Source organism: Streptococcus mitis subsp. hohhotensis (genome assembly GCF_000722775.1).
Taxonomy (GTDB): Bacteria; Bacillota; Bacilli; order Lactobacillales; family Streptococcaceae; genus Streptococcus; species Streptococcus carlssonii.
Genome location: NZ_JPFZ01000009.1, coordinates 585284 through 602401, shown reverse-complemented (window position 1 = coordinate 602401; position 17118 = coordinate 585284). Strand labels below are relative to the sequence as shown.

At 40.6% G+C, this 17118-nt stretch carries 12 protein-coding genes; 11 read left to right on the top strand and 1 reads right to left on the bottom strand.

What is annotated here, in order from left to right; genetic code table 11:
* Window positions 1–67: 67 nt before the first annotated feature.
* From SK608_RS05595 to SK608_RS05550, 10 genes are all read left to right on the top strand, one after another.
* Complete coding sequence (locus SK608_RS05595; protein ID WP_033677216.1) at window positions 68–1246, top strand: MFS transporter; 1179 nt, start codon at window positions 68–70, stop codon at window positions 1244–1246.
* 91 nt (window positions 1247–1337) lie between these two features.
* Entirely contained in the window at window positions 1338–3296 is a 1959-nt protein-coding gene (gene ligA / locus SK608_RS05590) for an NAD-dependent DNA ligase LigA (RefSeq protein WP_001042577.1), read from the top strand.
* Between the two features lie 111 nt (window positions 3297–3407).
* Window positions 3408–5687 carry a type I pullulanase gene (pulA, locus tag SK608_RS05585; protein WP_033677214.1) on the top strand — a complete coding sequence of 760 codons (2280 nt, stop codon included), beginning with the start codon at window positions 3408–3410 and terminating at the stop codon, window positions 5685–5687.
* Between the two features lie 266 nt (window positions 5688–5953).
* Entirely contained in the window at window positions 5954–7378 is a 1425-nt protein-coding gene (locus SK608_RS05580; RefSeq protein ID WP_033677211.1) for an NADP-dependent glyceraldehyde-3-phosphate dehydrogenase, read from the top strand.
* Between the two features lie 275 nt (window positions 7379–7653).
* Window positions 7654–9582, top strand: coding sequence for a 1,4-alpha-glucan branching protein GlgB (gene glgB, locus SK608_RS05575; RefSeq protein ID WP_033677209.1), 1929 nt, complete (start codon window positions 7654–7656; stop codon window positions 9580–9582).
* A complete protein-coding gene (locus SK608_RS05570) occupies window positions 9572–10714 on the top strand; it encodes a glucose-1-phosphate adenylyltransferase (protein ID WP_000787247.1) in 1143 nt (380 codons plus the stop codon). Before glgB ends, SK608_RS05570 begins: the two co-directional genes overlap by 11 nt.
* Window positions 10704–11843 carry a glucose-1-phosphate adenylyltransferase subunit GlgD gene (gene glgD, locus SK608_RS05565; RefSeq protein WP_033677207.1) on the top strand — a complete coding sequence of 380 codons (1140 nt, stop codon included), beginning with the start codon at window positions 10704–10706 and terminating at the stop codon, window positions 11841–11843. The genes SK608_RS05570 and glgD overlap by 11 nt, the downstream gene beginning before the upstream one ends.
* Complete coding sequence (glgA, locus tag SK608_RS05560; RefSeq protein WP_033677205.1) at window positions 11840–13273, top strand: glycogen synthase GlgA; 1434 nt, start codon at window positions 11840–11842, stop codon at window positions 13271–13273. Before glgD ends, glgA begins: the two co-directional genes overlap by 4 nt.
* A 58-nt stretch (window positions 13274–13331) precedes the next feature.
* The gene (gene serB, locus SK608_RS05555) at window positions 13332–13976 is read left to right on the top strand and encodes a phosphoserine phosphatase SerB (RefSeq protein ID WP_033677203.1); all 645 of its coding nucleotides are present in this window, start codon (window positions 13332–13334) and stop codon (window positions 13974–13976) included.
* Window positions 13977–13984: 8 nt separating this feature from the next.
* Entirely contained in the window at window positions 13985–15100 is a 1116-nt protein-coding gene (locus SK608_RS05550) for a glycerate kinase (RefSeq protein WP_033677201.1), read from the top strand.
* Here the strand turns inward: SK608_RS05550 and SK608_RS05545 are convergent.
* Entirely contained in the window at window positions 15097–15543 is a 447-nt protein-coding gene (locus tag SK608_RS05545) for a DUF1694 domain-containing protein (RefSeq protein WP_033677200.1), read from the bottom strand. The two genes, SK608_RS05550 and SK608_RS05545, sit on opposite strands and share 4 nt — an antisense overlap.
* Window positions 15544–15706: 163 nt before the next feature.
* Here SK608_RS05545 and eno point away from each other — a divergent pair, with 163 nt between their 5' ends.
* The gene (gene eno, locus SK608_RS05540; protein ID WP_033677198.1) at window positions 15707–17011 is read left to right on the top strand and encodes a surface-displayed alpha-enolase; all 1305 of its coding nucleotides are present in this window, start codon (window positions 15707–15709) and stop codon (window positions 17009–17011) included.
* Window positions 17012–17118 lie beyond the last annotated feature (107 nt).

The window sequence follows — 17118 nt, the reverse complement described above, 5'->3', positions numbered from 1 at the left end:
AGGGAAAAAATAAAAAGCTCCTTTCGGTTTTGATACAATAGTTTCAAAATTTGAGAGGAGTTTTTATATGAATCGCTATGCAGTACAGCTGATTAGTCGTGGAGCTGTTAACAAGATAGGGAATATGCTCTATGATTATGGAAATAGTGTCTGGTTGGCTTCTATGGGAACCATCGGACAGACAGTTTTAGGAATGTATCAGATTTCTGAACTGGTCACATCTATTCTCGTAAATCCTTTTGGCGGAGTCATTTCAGACCGTTTTTCTCGTCGTAAGATTTTAATGGTGGCAGACCTTGTTTGTGGGATTCTTTGTCTGGCTATTTCTTTTATAAGGAATGACAGCTGGATGATTGGGGCTTTGATTGGGGCTAATATTGTGCAGTCGATTGCCTTTGCCTTTTCTAGACCAGCAAATAAGGCCATTATCACAGAATTGGTAGAGAAGGATGAACTGGTCCTCTACAATTCTCGTTTGGAGTTGGTCTTGCAGGTTGTCAGTGTGAGTTCTCCTGTACTTTCTTTTCTGGTTTTACAATTTGCAAGTCTTCGCATTACCTTGGTATTAGATGCCCTTAGTTTTTTTCTCGCTTTTGGCTTGGTAGCCCTGCTTCCCAAAAAAGAAGAGAAGACTTTGGGGGAGAAGAAACTTACATTCAAAGTTATTTTTTCTGATATCAAGGAGGGAGTTCACTATATTGTGAAGCAAAAGGAAATCTTCTTTTTGTTAGTCATGGCTTCAAGTGTCAATTTTTTCTTCGCAGCTTTTAATTACCTCCTTCCCTTTTCGAATCAGCTTTACGGGTCAGAAGGAGCCTATGCCACTATTTTGACAATGGGGGCTATCGGATCTATTGTTGGGGCTTTGCTAGCTAGTAAGATTAAAGCCAGTATGGAAATGCTTCTGTTTTTATTGGCTCTGACTGGACTTGGAGTGATGATAATGGGCTTCACTCTCCCATCCTATCTGACTTTTTCAGGAAATTTCGTTTGTGAATTGTTTATGACGATGTTCAATGTTCACTTTTTTACTCAGGTACAAACCAAGGTTGAAGGTGAATATCTTGGTAGAGTTCTCAGTTCGATTTATACCTTAGCTATACTATTTATGCCTATAGCAACAGGTTTAATGACCTGGCTTCCAAGTGTCCATCTTTATTCTTTCTTGATTATTGGACTTGGAGTTGTAGCCTTATCTTTCTTAGCTCTCGGATATGTTCGAACCCGTTTTGAAAAAGAGACATAAGTTTGCTTGGACTTCAAAAATAATTTCAAACTAAGTGTTTTTCCGCCCTTCTCGTTTGTGAGGAGGGCTTACTTTATGGTAAAATGGTCTTATGAATAAAAGAATGAATGAGTTGGTCGCCTTGCTCAATCGCTATGCGACTGAGTACTATACCAGCGATAATCCGTCGGTTTCAGACAGTGAGTATGACCGTCTTTACCGTGAGTTGGTCGAGTTGGAGTCTGCCTATCCAGATCAAGTGTTAGCAGACAGTCCGACCCATCGTGTTGGTGGCAAAGTCTTAGATGGTTTTGAAAAATACAGTCATCAGTATCCTCTTTATAGTTTGCAGGATGCTTTTTCACGTGAGGAGCTTGAAGCTTTTGATGCGCGTGTTCGTAAGGAAGTGGCCCATCCAACCTATATTTGTGAGCTGAAAATCGATGGCTTATCTATCTCGCTTACTTATGAAAAGGGGATTTTGGTTGCTGGGGCAACACGTGGTGATGGTTCTATTGGGGAAAATATCACAGAAAATCTTAAGCGTGTTAAGGACATTCCTTTGACCTTGCCAGAAGAACTAGATATCACAGTTCGTGGGGAATGTTATATGCCACGCGCTTCTTTTGACCAGGTCAACCAAGCACGACAAGAAAATGGAGAGCCTGAATTTGCCAATCCTCGTAATGCGGCAGCAGGCACCCTGCGACAGTTGGATACAGCAGTAGTTGCCAAGCGCAATCTTGCTACCTTCCTCTATCAAGAAGCCAGCCCTTCAACTCGTGACAGCCAAGAAAAAGTCTTAATGCACCTAGAACAACTAGGTTTTGTGGTTAATCCTAAGCGAATTCTGGCTGAAAGCATGGATGAGATTTGGAATTTTATCCAAGAAGTAGGAGAGAAACGGGAGAATCTGCCTTATGATATCGATGGGGTGGTAATCAAGGTCAATGACCTAGCAGGTCAAGAAGAACTTGGTTTTACTGTTAAGGCTCCAAAGTGGGCAGTGGCCTACAAGTTTCCTGCTGAGGAAAAAGAAGCACAACTCCTATCAGTTGACTGGACAGTTGGCCGTACGGGTGTTGTAACCCCAACTGCTAATCTGACCCCTGTTCAGCTAGCTGGTACAACTGTTAGCCGTGCAACCCTGCACAATGTTGATTATATTGCTGAAAAGGATATCCGCAAAGATGATACAGTTATCGTCTATAAGGCTGGGGACATCATCCCTGCTGTTTTACGTGTGGTAGAGTCCAAACGGGTTTCTGAAGAAAAACTAGATATCCCAACAAACTGTCCAAGTTGTAATTCTGTCTTGCTGCACTTTGAAGATGAAGTGGCTCTCCGTTGTATCAATCCGCGTTGTCCTGCCCAAATCATGGAAGGTTTGATCCACTTTGCTTCTCGAGATGCTATGAATATTACAGGCCTTGGTCCATCTATTGTTGAGAAACTCTTTGCTGCCAATTTGGTTAAGGACGTGGCAGATATTTATCGTTTGAAAGAGGAAGATTTTCTCCTTTTAGAGGGGGTTAAGGAAAAGTCCGCTGCTAAACTGTATCAAGCCATTCAAGCATCTAAGGAAAACTCTGCTGAAAAACTCTTGTTTGGTTTGGGAATTCGTCATGTCGGAAGCAAGGCCAGTCAGCTGTTACTCCAACATTTCCATTCGATTGAAAATCTGGCTCAGGCAGATCCAGAGGAAGTAGCTAGTATTGAAAGTCTAGGTGGTGTAATTGCCAAAAGTCTTCAGACTTACTTTGCGACAGAGGGCTCTGAAATTCTCCTAAAAGAATTGAAAGAAGCTGGGGTCAATCTGGAATATAAAGGACAGACTGTAGTGGCAGATGCATCCTTGTCAGGTTTGACAGTGGTATTGACTGGGAAATTGGAACGGCTCAAGCGCTCAGAAGCTAAAAGTAAACTCGAAAGTCTGGGTGCCAAAGTGACAGGCAGTGTTTCTAAAAAGACAGACCTTGTTGTTGCAGGAGCAGATGCTGGAAGTAAACTGCAAAAAGCACAAGAACTTGGTATCGAGGTTCGAGATGAAGCTTGGCTAGAAAGTCTGTAATGATAGTTTAAAACCAGAGTTTAGACAGTATAACTAGTTTGTTAATCGGGACAAAATTAGTCAAAAATTTATTAGTAAAACAGAAACAAATAAAAAAAGGAAAAATAAAAAATGTATAACTACCCTATGCGCATTCATTACCATCGCAAGAATGGTGAATACGACACTTGCTCTTTTGTAAAAAGTCATGACCAGCGAATTGATTTGCTGACCTACAAAGAAGATTATTTTGGAGCCTTATTTAGCTTTGAACACCCAAGCATTCATCCCTTAGAAAGTTTGAATTTTGTGGTTCATACCGGCCAAACCAGTAAAGAGTATGCTATCCGTTTTAATCACTATCCTCTTTTAACAGAGGTTTGGATTTTGGAAGGGGATGATAGAATTTATTATTCTGAAAATCCTGCTATTGCCAGTCCTTTCTATAAAAATCAAAATCCTTTTGCCTTTGACAAGGCTATCAATAGTGCTAGTTTCGACCACCATTGGGGCTACCAAGGGGAATTGGGGTGCCGTGTAGAGGATAATCAGGCACATTTCGTCCTCTGGGCTCCGACAGCGACAGAAGTGCAGGTAGTTGTTTATGAATCAGCTGCTAATGATGCTCCTGTTTGGAAAACTTTTGATATGGAGAGAGGAAATAGCTACTCTTATAATCATAAGGACAATACAATCGGTGTCTGGAGTTTGGATGTTGAGGAAGATTTGACTGGTAAGGCTTATCAGTATCAAGTCCAATTTCCTCACCACCAAACACTGACACGCGATCCTTATACCATCGCAACCAGTCCTGATGGCAAACGTTCAGCTATCCTGAGTCCTGCAGAAAAGCAAGTTGCAAACTTCGAGGTCAAGCACGGTTCTGAGGCTACTTGGCGCTTGGAAAATCCATGTAAGGCAGTTATCTGTGAAATGCACATTCGTGATTTGACCAAATCACCGACCTCAGGTGTAGATGAACATCTTCGAGGAACTTTCTTAGGTGCTGCACAGACTGAAACAGTTAACCAGTACGGCCAGTCAACTGCTTTTGATTACATCAAGAAGATAGGCTACAATTATGTTCAGTTGCAACCAATTGCAGACCGTCATAAAGAGTATGATGCGGATGGTAATGTAACCTACAACTGGGGTTATGACCCACAAAACTATAATGCGCCAGAAACTAGTTTTTCAACAAATCCAGACGACCCAGCTCAGGTTATTCGTGATTTGAAGACCATGGTTCAAGCTTATCACGATGCAGGTATTGGTGTCATTATGGATGTGGTCTATAACCATACCTTCTCAGTTGTTGATGCACCTTTCCAAACAACTGTCCCTGATTACTATTATCGTATGAATCCAGACGGTACCTTCCAGAATGGAACGGGTGTTGGAAATGAAACAGCCAGTGAACACGAAATGTTCCGCAAGTATATGATTGATTCTCTTCTATACTGGGTGCAGGAATACAATATTGACGGCTTCCGTTTTGACTTGATGGGGATTCATGATGTCAAGACCATGCAGATGATTCGTCAGAGCTTGGATGAAATTGACCCTAACATTATCCTTTATGGAGAAGGTTGGGACATGGGAACAGGTCTTGCCCCTTATGATAAGGCTAAGAAAGACAACGCCTACGAAATGCCAAATATTGGTTTCTTTAATGACAATCAGCGTGATGCTGTCAAAGGTGGAGAAGTTTACGGTGCAATTAAATCAGGTTTTGTCAGCGGTGCTGCGACAGAGCCAATTCTTGCCAAAGCAATCCTAGGCAGTCGTGAATTAGGAACCTATACACATCCAAATCAAGTACTTAACTATGTGGAAGCCCATGACAATTACAATCTTCACGATTTATTGGCAACTCTTCATCCAGACCAAAGTTCAGAACAAATCATGCGAAAGGTTGAGACAGCCACAGCTATGAACCTACTCATGCAAGGGATGGCCTTTATGGAAATCGGTCAAGAATTTGGTCGTACCAAACTAGTTGCGACTGGTGAAAATGGTGAGTTGACCCATGATGATAGAGAGCGTGCTATGAATAGCTATAATGCTCCAGACAGTGTGAACCAAGTGAACTGGGACTTGATTAATGAGCGTCAAGATAGTATTGAGTTTATCCGTCAGATGATTCGATTGAAGACAGGAACCGGTGCCTTTTCTTACCCTACTTATGATGAAATTTACCATCATGTTTTTGTTCATTCAGCAAATGAACATAGTGGTTTGATTGTCTATGAGATTCAAGGGGAAGACCATTTACTGGTTGTATTTAATGCTAAAGGGCAAGACTTCCAGTTTGAAAATGCTGGAAATCTAGAACTATTGGTGACCAATAGCCATTTAAGTGATAAAGACATGGTTGGTGGCGTTAGCGCCAGCGTCTTTAAAGTCTTGTAGAAAAAATCAAAAGTTTTCAATTGTGTCGTATAATTTCTAGGATATCTTCTTGCTAAAAATTATAAAACTCAATGAAAAATAACATAGCATGAAAAAGGTTTAGTTCATCTAAGCCTTTTCTTCTTGTACTGACTGCTTAACAAAAGAGTTCAAATAGTTTGAAAAGTCAAGCTTGTGAAAATAATCTCAAAAATATTGTAAAAAGGGTTGTAATTTTCTGAAAATTTGGTAAAATATATCTTAATCATTTTCAGGAGGACGAGAATTTGACAAGATATAAGAATTTAGTAAATGGAGAATGGAAATCATCTGAAAAAGAAATTACGATTTATTCACCAATCAATCAAGAAGAATTAGGGACAGTACCAGCTATGAGCCAAGCGGAAGTAGATGAGGCTATGCAAGCTGCGCGTGCAGCCCTGCCAGCATGGCGAGCTTTATCAGCAGTTGAACGTGCGGCTTATTTGCATAAAACAGCAGCTATTTTAGAACGCGATAAGGAAGAAATTGGTACTATCCTTGCCAAAGAAGTAGCAAAAGGGATTAAAGCAGCCATTGGAGAAGTAGTGCGTACAGCAGACTTGATTCGTTATGCTGCTGAAGAAGGTCTCCGCATCACAGGCCAAGCGATGGAAGGTGGCGGTTTTGAAGCAGCAAGTAAAAACAAACTGGCTGTTGTTCGTCGTGAGCCGGTTGGAGTCGTGCTAGCTATTGCTCCCTTTAACTATCCAGTCAACCTTTCTGGATCTAAGATTGCTCCGGCCTTGATTGCAGGGAATGTGGTTATGTTTAAGCCACCAACACAAGGTTCTATTTCTGGTCTCTTGTTGGCTAAAGCCTTTGAGGAAGCAGGGATTCCAGCAGGTGTTTTCAATACCATTACGGGACGTGGTTCAGAAATTGGGGATTATATCATTGAGCACAAAGAAGTCAACTTCATCAACTTTACAGGTTCAACTCCTATCGGAAAACGTATTGGTCGTTTAGCTGGTATGCGTCCTATCATGCTGGAGCTTGGCGGGAAAGATGCAGCTCTTGTACTAGAAGATGCAGATTTGGAACATGCCACTAAGCAAATCGTTGCAGGTGCCTTTAGCTACTCAGGCCAACGTTGCACGGCCATTAAACGTGTCATTGTTCTCGAAAGTGTAGCAGATACATTAGCTACTTTGCTTCAAGCAGAGGTTGCTAAATTAACAGTTGGTGACCCATTTGACAATGCTGATATTACACCTGTTATTGACAATGCTTCAGCCGACTTTATTTGGGGATTGATTGAGGATGCACAAGCAAAAGGGGCTCAGGCTCTTACACCAATCAAACGTGAGGGCAATCTTCTCTGGCCAGTACTTTTTGACCAAGTTACAAAAGATATGAAAGTAGCATGGGAAGAGCCATTTGGCCCTGTTTTACCAATTATTCGTGTGGCTAATGTAGAAGAAGCAATTGCCTTTGCCAACGAATCTGAATTCGGCCTTCAATCTTCAGTTTTTACAAATGATTTCAAAAAGGCCTTTGAAATTGCTGAAAAACTTGAAGTGGGTACAGTTCATATTAATAATAAAACCCAACGTGGTCCAGATAATTTCCCATTCCTTGGTGTCAAAGGTTCTGGTGCTGGTGTTCAAGGAATTAAATATAGCATTGAAGCGATGACAAATGTCAAATCCATTGTTTTTGATGTGAAATGAAATGTAAAATCAGGAAATTGTTTTCCTGGTTTTGTTTTTTACATAAAAACAATGCTATATTTGGATAAAATACGAACTTTGTGATATGATAGTAATCAAAAAGAGGAAGTTTTCACAAACTATCTGTCTTTCCTTGATTTATAAGTGAATGGATAAGTTCATTTTTTGAAGATTTTCAAAAGAATTTTTACCAAATATGGTAATTTACTTGAATCTTACATAAAAAGGTAGTATAATAAATCTATGGAAAACGCTTACAGAAAAAAGGGGGTATTATGGATAAAAGAGAAGCTTTGCGCACCTTTATGACAGGAGAAAATTTTCACCTTCAGCATTATCTAGGAGCACATAGGGAAGAACTAAATGGAGAGTACGGTTATACATTTCGTGTGTGGGCTCCCAATGCTCAGGCTGTCCACTTGGTGGGGGATTTCACGAATTGGGTAGAAAATCAAATTCCGATGGAACGAAATGAATTTGGGGTCTGGGAAGTCTTTACCAGCCTTGCTCATGAAGGCCAAATTTACAAGTATCATATCACGCGTGCAAATGGTCATCAGCTGATGAAGATTGACCCTTTGGCTGTACGATATGAGGCACGTCCGGGTACTGGAGCTATTTTAACAGAGATTCCAGAAAAGAAATGGAAGGATGGGCTTTGGTTAGCTCGCAGAAAACGTTGGACTTTCTTTGAACGTCCTGTCAATATCTACGAAGTTCATGCTGGATCGTGGAAGAGAAATCCAGATGGAAGTCCTTATAGTTTTGCTCAATTGAAAGATGAACTCATTCCTTACCTAGTTGAGATGAACTATACTCACATTGAGTTTATGCCTTTGATGTCTCACCCTCTCGGTTTGAGTTGGGGTTACCAGCTTATGGGTTACTTCGCTTTAGAGCATGCCTATGGTCTCCCTGAAGAGTTTCAAGATTTTGTTGAGGAATGTCACTTAAACAATATTGGGGTTATTGTAGACTGGGTACCTGGTCATTTCACCATTAATGATGATGCCTTAGCTTATTATGACGGGACACCGACTTTTGAGTACCAAGACCATAATAAGGCTCATAATTACGGTTGGGGTGCACTCAATTTTGACCTTGGAAAAAATGAAGTCCAGTCCTTCTTGATTTCTAGCATTAAGTTTTGGATTGACTTTTACCATTTAGATGGTATTCGCGTGGATGCCGTTAGCAATATGCTCTATCTTGACTACGATGATGCTCCATGGACGCCTAATAAAGATGGTGGCAATCTCAACTACGAAGGCTATTATTTCTTAAAACGTTTGAATAATGTCATTAAACTAGTTCATCCAGACGTTATGATGATAGCTGAGGAAAGTTCATCAGCTACTCAGATTACTGACACTAAAGATTCAGACGGTCTAGGATTTGACTACAAATGGAATATGGGCTGGATGAATGATATTCTCCGATTCTATGAAGAAGATCCGATTTATCGTAAATATGACTTTAATTTGGTGACTTTCAGCTTTATGTATGTTTTCAAGGAAAACTATCTCTTACCATTCTCACATGACGAAGTGGTTCACGGTAAGAAGAGTATGATGCACAAGATGTGGGGAGATCGTTACAATCAATTCGCAGGCTTGCGCAATATCTACACTTACCAAATTTGTCACCCTGGTAAGAAATTGCTCTTCATGGGTAGTGAATACGGCCAATTCCTAGAATGGAGATCTGAAGAGCAGTTGGAATGGTCTAATCTAGAAGACCCTATGAATGCTAAGATGAAGTATTTCACTTCTCAGCTAAACCAGTTTTATAAAGACCACCGCTGTCTGTGGGAAATTGATACCAGCTATGATGGTATTGAAATCATCGATGCGGATAATCGAGACCAGAGTGTTCTTTCCTTCATCCGTAAGGGTAAGAAGGGCGACATGCTAGTCTGCGTCTTTAATATGGCACCTGTTGAACGAAAAGATTTTACCATTGGTCTGCCTGTTGCAGGGATTTATGAAGAAGTCTGGAATACTGAGTTAGAAGAGTGGGGAGGCGTTTGGAAAGAACATAATCAAACTGTTCAAACGCAAGAAGGACTATGGAAAGATTATGAGCAGACCTTGACCTTTACCCTACCGGCTATGGGAGCAAGTGTTTGGAAAATCAAACGCCGCTTGAAATCTGCAAAAACCGTCACAAGTAAAAACCAAAAAGGAGTAGAAAATGAAGAATGAAATGTTAGCTTTGATTCTTGCCGGTGGGCAAGGAACTCGTCTCGGAAAACTCACTCAAAACCTTGCGAAACCAGCTGTACAATTTGGCGGACGCTACCGTATCATTGACTTCGCTCTTTCAAACTGTGCCAACTCAGGGATTCACAATGTTGGAGTCATCACCCAGTATCAACCACTTGCTCTTAACAATCATATTGGAAACGGTTCAAGTTGGGGATTAGACGGTATTAATTCTGGTGTCTCTATTCTTCAACCGTATTCTGCAAGTGAAGGAAATCGTTGGTTTGAGGGGACTAGCCACGCTATTTACCAAAATATTGATTATATCGACAGTGTCAACCCTGAGTATGTCTTAATTCTCTCTGGGGACCACATCTATAAAATGGACTATGATGATATGCTCCAGTCTCACAAGGATAATAATGCTAGTTTGACAGTAGCAGTTCTTGATGTCCCTTTGAAAGAAGCTAGTCGTTTTGGTATCATGAATACAGATGCCAATAACCGTATTGTTGAATTTGAAGAAAAACCAGCTCAACCTAAATCTACGAAAGCTTCTATGGGAATCTATATCTTTGATTGGCAACGTCTCCGCAATATGCTCGTTGCTGCTGAAAAGAGCAATGTAGATATGTCAGACTTTGGTAAAAATGTCATTCCAAATTACCTTGAGTCAGGTGAAAGTGTCTATGCTTACGAATTTAATGGTTACTGGAAAGATGTCGGTACGATTGAGTCACTTTGGGAAGCCAACATGGAGTACATTTCCCCAGAAAATGCCTTGGATAGCCGTAACCGTCAATGGAAGATTTACTCAAGAAACTTGATTTCACCACCAAACTTCCTTGGTGCAAATGCTCATGTGGAAGATTCCTTGGTTGTCGATGGCTGTTTTGTAGATGGAACTGTTAAACATTCTATCCTTTCAACAGGTGCGCAAGTTCGCGAAGGGGCAGAAGTAGTAGATTCAGTTATCATGAGTGGTGCAATTGTTGGTCAGGGAGCTAAAATCAAACGTGCCATTATTGGTGAAGGTGCGGTTATTTCTGACGGTGTCGAAATTGATGGAACAGAAGAAGTACAAGTTGTAGGATATAATGAAGTAGTGGGGGTAGCAACAGATGAAGATTGATAAATATTCTGCCATTTTAGGAAATACAGTTGGTTTTCATGATATGTCAACATTGACGGACCACCGTCCAGTAGCAAGTTTGCCATTTGGTGGAAAATATCGTTTGATTGACTTCCCGCTTTCTAGTCTTGCTAATGCAGGTGTTCGTAGTGTCTTTGGTATTTTCCAGCAGGATAATATCAGCTCAGTCTTTGACCATATCCGTTCAGGGCGTGAGTGGGGATTGTCAACTCTTCTTAGCCACTATTATCTAGGGATTTATAATACACGCGTTGAGAGTAGTACAGTTGGAAAAGAATACTACCAACAGCTTCTTACTTATTTGAAACGTTCTGGCTCAAACCAAACGGTTGCCCTCAACTGTGATGTTCTGATTAACATTGATTTGAACCAAGTTTTCCATCTACATAGTACAACAAAAGGGCCTATCACTGTAGTTTATAAAAAGCTAGCTAAGAAAGACATTTCAGAAGTAAATGCAATCTTGGAAGTGGATGAAACAGACCATGTTCGTTCTCATAAACTCTTTGATAGCAAGTTACCAGATCAAATCTATAACATGTCTACAGATATCTTTGTCGTTGATACACCTTGGTTGATTGAACGCTTAGAAGAAGAAGCTAAGAAAGAACATCCAGAGAAGTTGCGCTATGTTTTACGGGATTTGGCTGCAAAAGAAGGGGCTTTTGCCTACGAGTACACAGGTTATCTGGCAAATATTCACTCTGTAGAGTCTTATTATCAAGCTAACAAAGATATGCTTGAATCACAAAAATTCTACTCTCTCTTCTCACCAAATCAAAAGATTTATACAAAGGTCAAAAACGAAGAGCCAACTTACTATGCCAATACATCTAAGGTAAGTACTTCTCAGTTTGCTTCCGGTAGTATCATTGAAGGTCAAGTGGCTAATTCTGTTCTATCACGTAATATTCATGTCCACAAGGATAGCTTGGTTAAAGATAGCCTGCTCTTCCCTCGTGTTGTTATTGGAGAAGGGGCTCAGGTCGAATATGCTATCTTGGACAAAGGTGTTGAAGTTGAGCCAGGTGTTGTGATTCGAGGAACTGCAGAACATCCAGTTGTCGTTAAGAAAGGTAGCAAAGTAACAGAGGATATTCATTCATGAAAATTTTATTTGTAGCAGCAGAGGGTGCACCCTTTTCAAAAACAGGTGGTTTGGGAGACGTTATTGGCGCTCTTCCAAAATCACTAGTAAAAGCGGGACATGAAGTTGCAGTAATTTTACCCTACTATGACATGGTAGAGGCTAAATTTGGAAATCAAATTGAAGATGTTCTTCATTTTGAGGTAAGTGTCGGTTGGCGCAGACAGTATTGTGGAATTAAGAAAACAGTCTTAAACGGTGTGACCTTCTACTTTATTGACAATCAATATTATTTTTTCCGTGGTCATGTTTACGGTGATTTTGATGACGGAGAACGCTTTGCCTTTTTCCAACTTGCTGCCATTGAGGCTATGGAAAGGATTGACTTTATTCCTGACCTTCTCCATGTTCATGACTACCATACAGCTATGATTCCTTTCTTGTTAAAGGAAAAATACCGTTGGATTCAAGCCTATCAAGGAATAAAAACTGTTTTAACCATTCATAATTTGGAATTCCAAGGACAATTTTCAGAAGGAATGTTATGGGATTTGTTTGGAGTCGGCTTTGAACGTTATGCTGATGGCACCCTTCGATGGAACAACTGTCTGAACTGGATGAAGGCTGGTATTCTTTATGCTGACCGTGTTTCAACCGTTTCACCTAGTTATGCTCATGAAATTATGACCAGTCAGTTCGGATGTAACTTGGATCAAATTCTTCGAATGGAATCAGGTAAAGTATCTGGTATCGTGAATGGGATTGATGCTGACCTGTATAATCCTCAGACGGATGCTCTTTTAGACTATCATTTTAATCAGGAAGATTTGTCTGGAAAAGCCCAGAATAAGGCAAAATTGCAAGAAAGAGTTGGCTTGCCAGTTAGAGCCGACGTTCCACTGGTGGGAATTGTTTCTCGTTTGACACGTCAAAAAGGTTTTGATGTGGTGGTCGAAAGTCTTCACCATATCTTGCAAAATGATGTTCAGATTGTTCTTTTGGGAACTGGCGATCCAGCATTTGAAGGAGCTTTCTCATGGTTTGCTCAAATCTATCCAGACAAGCTATCAGCAAATATCACTTTTGATGTCAAACTAGCTCAAGAAATCTACGCTGCTTGTGACCTCTTCCTCATGCCAAGTCGTTTTGAACCATGTGGCTTGTCTCAAATGATGGCTATGCGTTACGGAACCTTGCCATTGGTCCATGAAGTTGGAGGATTGCGAGATACCGTTCGCGCTTTCAATCCAATCGAAGGAAGCGGTACTGGTTTTAGCTTTGACAATCTATCTCCTTACTGGTTAAATTGGACTTTCCAAACAGCTTTGGACTTGTATAGAAACCATCCTGATGTTTGGAGAAATCTACAAAAACAAGCTATGGAGTGTGATTTCTCATGGGATACAGCTTGCAAGTCATATCTTGACTTGTACCATAGTTTAGTTAATTAATAGATAAAATCGTATGATGACTTCATACGATTTTTGGGCTGTTTAGAGAGGAGAACTGATGTCTCAAGTAAAAGGCTTGTGTGTTATGGATGTAGATGGAACCCTAATCCTAGAAGAAGTGATTGATCTTTTGGGAAGAGAGGTAGGTCGTGAGGAGGAAATTTCGCTGATTACAAGTCGGGCAATGCAAGGAGAGTTGGACTTTGAAAGCAGTTTACGAAAAAGAGTGTCCTTGTTGGAAGGTCTTCCTGTTTCGGTTTTTGATAAAGTCTTCAACACTATTCATCTAACGTCAAATGCCCAGGAATTCATTTCCATTCTCCAAAAGAATGGAATCCTAGTTGGTCTGGTGTCCGGTGGATTTACTCCAATAGTTGAGAGATTAGCAAAATCCCTCGACATTGCCTATTTCTCTGCAAACCAACTTGAAGTCAAAGACGGTCTTCTAACAGGAAAATTAGTTGGAGCAATTATAAGCCCTGAACTCAAACAAGCAACTCTGGAAAAATGGAGAGAGGAACTAAAACTTTCTAAAGAAAGAACGATTGCAATCGGTGATGGGGCCAATGATTTATTAATGTTGAAGTCGGCGGAGCTAGGAATCGCCTTTTGTGCCAAAGAAGTGCTCAAAAAAGAAATACCGAATCATGTTGACAAGAGGGATTTTTTAGAAGTTCTTCCTTTGATTGACTGGTTAGAATGAGGGAAAATATGAAGATTGTAATTGCACCAGATTCATTTAAGGAAAGCTTGACAGCTCAACAGGTAGCTGAATCAATAAAAAGAGGCTTCCAACAATCGATAGCAGATGTAGAATGCCTCCTCTGCCCTGTTGGTGATGGTGGCGAAGGTACAGTAGATTCCATTCGACATTCTCTTGACCTTGAAGAAAAATGGATCCAAGTGACAGGCCTTTTTGGCCAAAAAGAAGACATGCGCTATTTTCAAAAAGGGGAACTGGCACTATTTGAAGTAGCTGACTTGGTTGGCCTTGGAAAAATTCCGCTAGAGAAACGAAATCCACTGCAAATCCAAACTTGTGGAATAGGGGAATTGATTCGTTGTCTCATTGTTAAAGGGATTAAAGATATCTATATCGGAGTTGGTGGTACGGCCAGTAATGACGGAGGAATTGGGATCGCTGCTGGTTTAGGTTATCGATTTTATGATAGGGATGGAAATGTCTTGCCCGCTTGCGGGCAGTCCTTATTAAACTTAGCTTGTATGTCAACAGAAAATTGCTATGAAATTCCTGAAGATGTGCAAATTCGTATTTTAGCAGATGTCGTCAGTCCCTTATGTGGTCCTCAAGGTGCGACCTATATTTTTGGCAAACAAAAAGGCCTAGATCCTACTATGTTTGCAGTCGTAGATCAGGCAATCCAAGATTTTTATGAAAAAGCCTCCCCTGTAACATTGGAAATTAAAGGAGCAGGAGCTGGTGGAGGTCTTGCTGGCGGTTTGTGTGCCTTTGCTCGGGCAAATATCGTATCTGGAATTGATACCTGCTTGAACTTAATCAACTTTGATAAGAAAGTTTCACATGCTGACTTGGTTGTTGTAGGAGAAGGAAAGCTAGATTGTCAAAGTTTAGCAGGTAAAGCACCTATAGGTGTTGCAAAAAGAACCCCTGTCGGAGTTCCTGTTATTGCTATTTGTGGTAGTCTTGCTGAAGATTTACCTTCCCTACCATTTGAAAATATCCAAGCCGCCTTTTCTATTTTAGAGAAAAGCGAACCTTTAGAAGATAGTTTGAAAAATGCCAGCCTCTATCTGGAGCGCACGGCCGCCAATATTGGACACTTATTAACTATGCGCAAAATTTAGCCAAACCATTTTTTCCAGATGGATGTTTTGGCTGGTTCTTCCTTTTTAACTTCCCAAAGTTTTGCAAAAGCAAGTCGAAGATCCTTTTCTTCTACTTGAACTGGTGCATTGGTGTGGATAATCAGGCCAAAAGGAGAAGAAGCGTGCTCTTCAGATACAATGGTAGCTTGACTATCAGTTTCTTTAGCTTCTTTTAAGTAGAAAACTTGCTTGTCAAATTCGATATTTGGTGAAATCTTCACAAATAATGGTTCTGCTTTTTCCTGAAGGTTTTCTAAAATAGATAAAAAGCCTTTTTCTAACTGAGGGCTATTTGCTGTGTCAATATCTGCATATCCAAGAACTCTTTCCTCAAAGGTACCAAGATAGCGTCTTTGCTCATCCGGATTTAATTTTGCTCCACCATGAGCTTTTTCAAGTAATTGTTTTGATAAATCTGTCATGAAAACAGTATATCATAAAAGTTAGAATAAAACAGACAAAAGAAAGCGATTACTTTATAAAGTTAAGGAAAATTTGCACAAAGATAACGTTTTTTCTTGAAAAAGGAGTGGTTTTAAGGTATCATAGAGGTGTAAAAAATTTAACTCATAAGGAGAGTAAAAAATGTCAATTATTACTGATGTTTACGCTCGCGAAGTCCTAGACTCACGCGGTAACCCAACACTTGAAGTAGAAGTTTACACTGAATCAGGTGCTTTCGGACGTGGTATGGTTCCATCAGGAGCTTCTACTGGTGAACACGAAGCAGTTGAACTTCGCGACGGTGACAAATCTCGTTACGGTGGTCTTGGTACACAAAAAGCTGTTGACAACGTAAACAACATCATTGCTGAAGCTATCATCGGCTACGATGTACGTGACCAACAAGCTATCGACCGTGCTATGATCGCTCTTGACGGTACTCCTAACAAAGGTAAATTGGGTGCAAACGCAATCCTTGGTGTGTCTATCGCTGTAGCTCGTGCTGCTGCTGACTACCTTGAAGTCCCACTTTACAGCTACCTTGGTGGATTCAACACTAAAGTTCTTCCAACTCCAATGATGAACATCATCAACGGTGGTTCTCACTCTGACGCTCCAATCGCTTTCCAAGAATTCATGATCGTACCTGCTGGTGCGCCATCATTCAAAGAAGCTCTACGTTGGGGTGCTGAAATCTTCCACGCTCTTAAGAAAATCCTTAAATCTCGTGGTCTTGAAACAGCCGTAGGTGACGAAGGTGGATTCGCTCCTCGTTTTGAAGGAACTGAAGATGGAGTTGAAACTATTCTTGCTGCTATCGAAGCTGCTGGATATGTTCCTGGTAAAGACGTATTTATCGGATTTGACTGTGCTTCATCAGAATTCTACGATAAAGAACGTAAAGTTTACGACTACACTAAATTCGAAGGTGAAGGAGCAGCTGTACGTACTGCTGCAGAACAAATCGACTACCTTGAAGAATTGGTAAACAAATACCCAATCATCACTATCGAAGATGGTATGGATGAAAATGACTGGGACGGTTGGAAAGCTCTTACTGAACGTCTTGGTGGTAAAGTTCAATTGGTTGGTGACGACTTCTTCGTAACAAACACTTCTTACCTTGAAAAAGGTATTGCAGAAGGTGCTGCTAACTCAATCCTTATCAAAGTTAACCAAATCGGTACTCTTACTGAAACATTCGACGCTATCGAAATGGCGAAAGAAGCTGGTTACACTGCCGTTGTATCACACCGTTCAGGTGAAACTGAAGATTCAACAATCGCTGACATCGCAGTTGCAACTAACGCAGGACAAATCAAGACTGGTTCACTTTCACGTACAGACCGTATCGCTAAATACAACCAATTACTTCGCATTGAAGACCAACTTGGTGAAGTAGCTGAATACCGTGGATTGAAATCATTCTACAACCTTAAAAAATAAAATAGTTCAGTGAACTATTTTATCCCGAACCTTGAAATTCAAAAGTTCGGCCGTTGATTAAACAACGTTTCTAGCCCCTCGGATTTTATCCGAAGGGCTATTTTTGT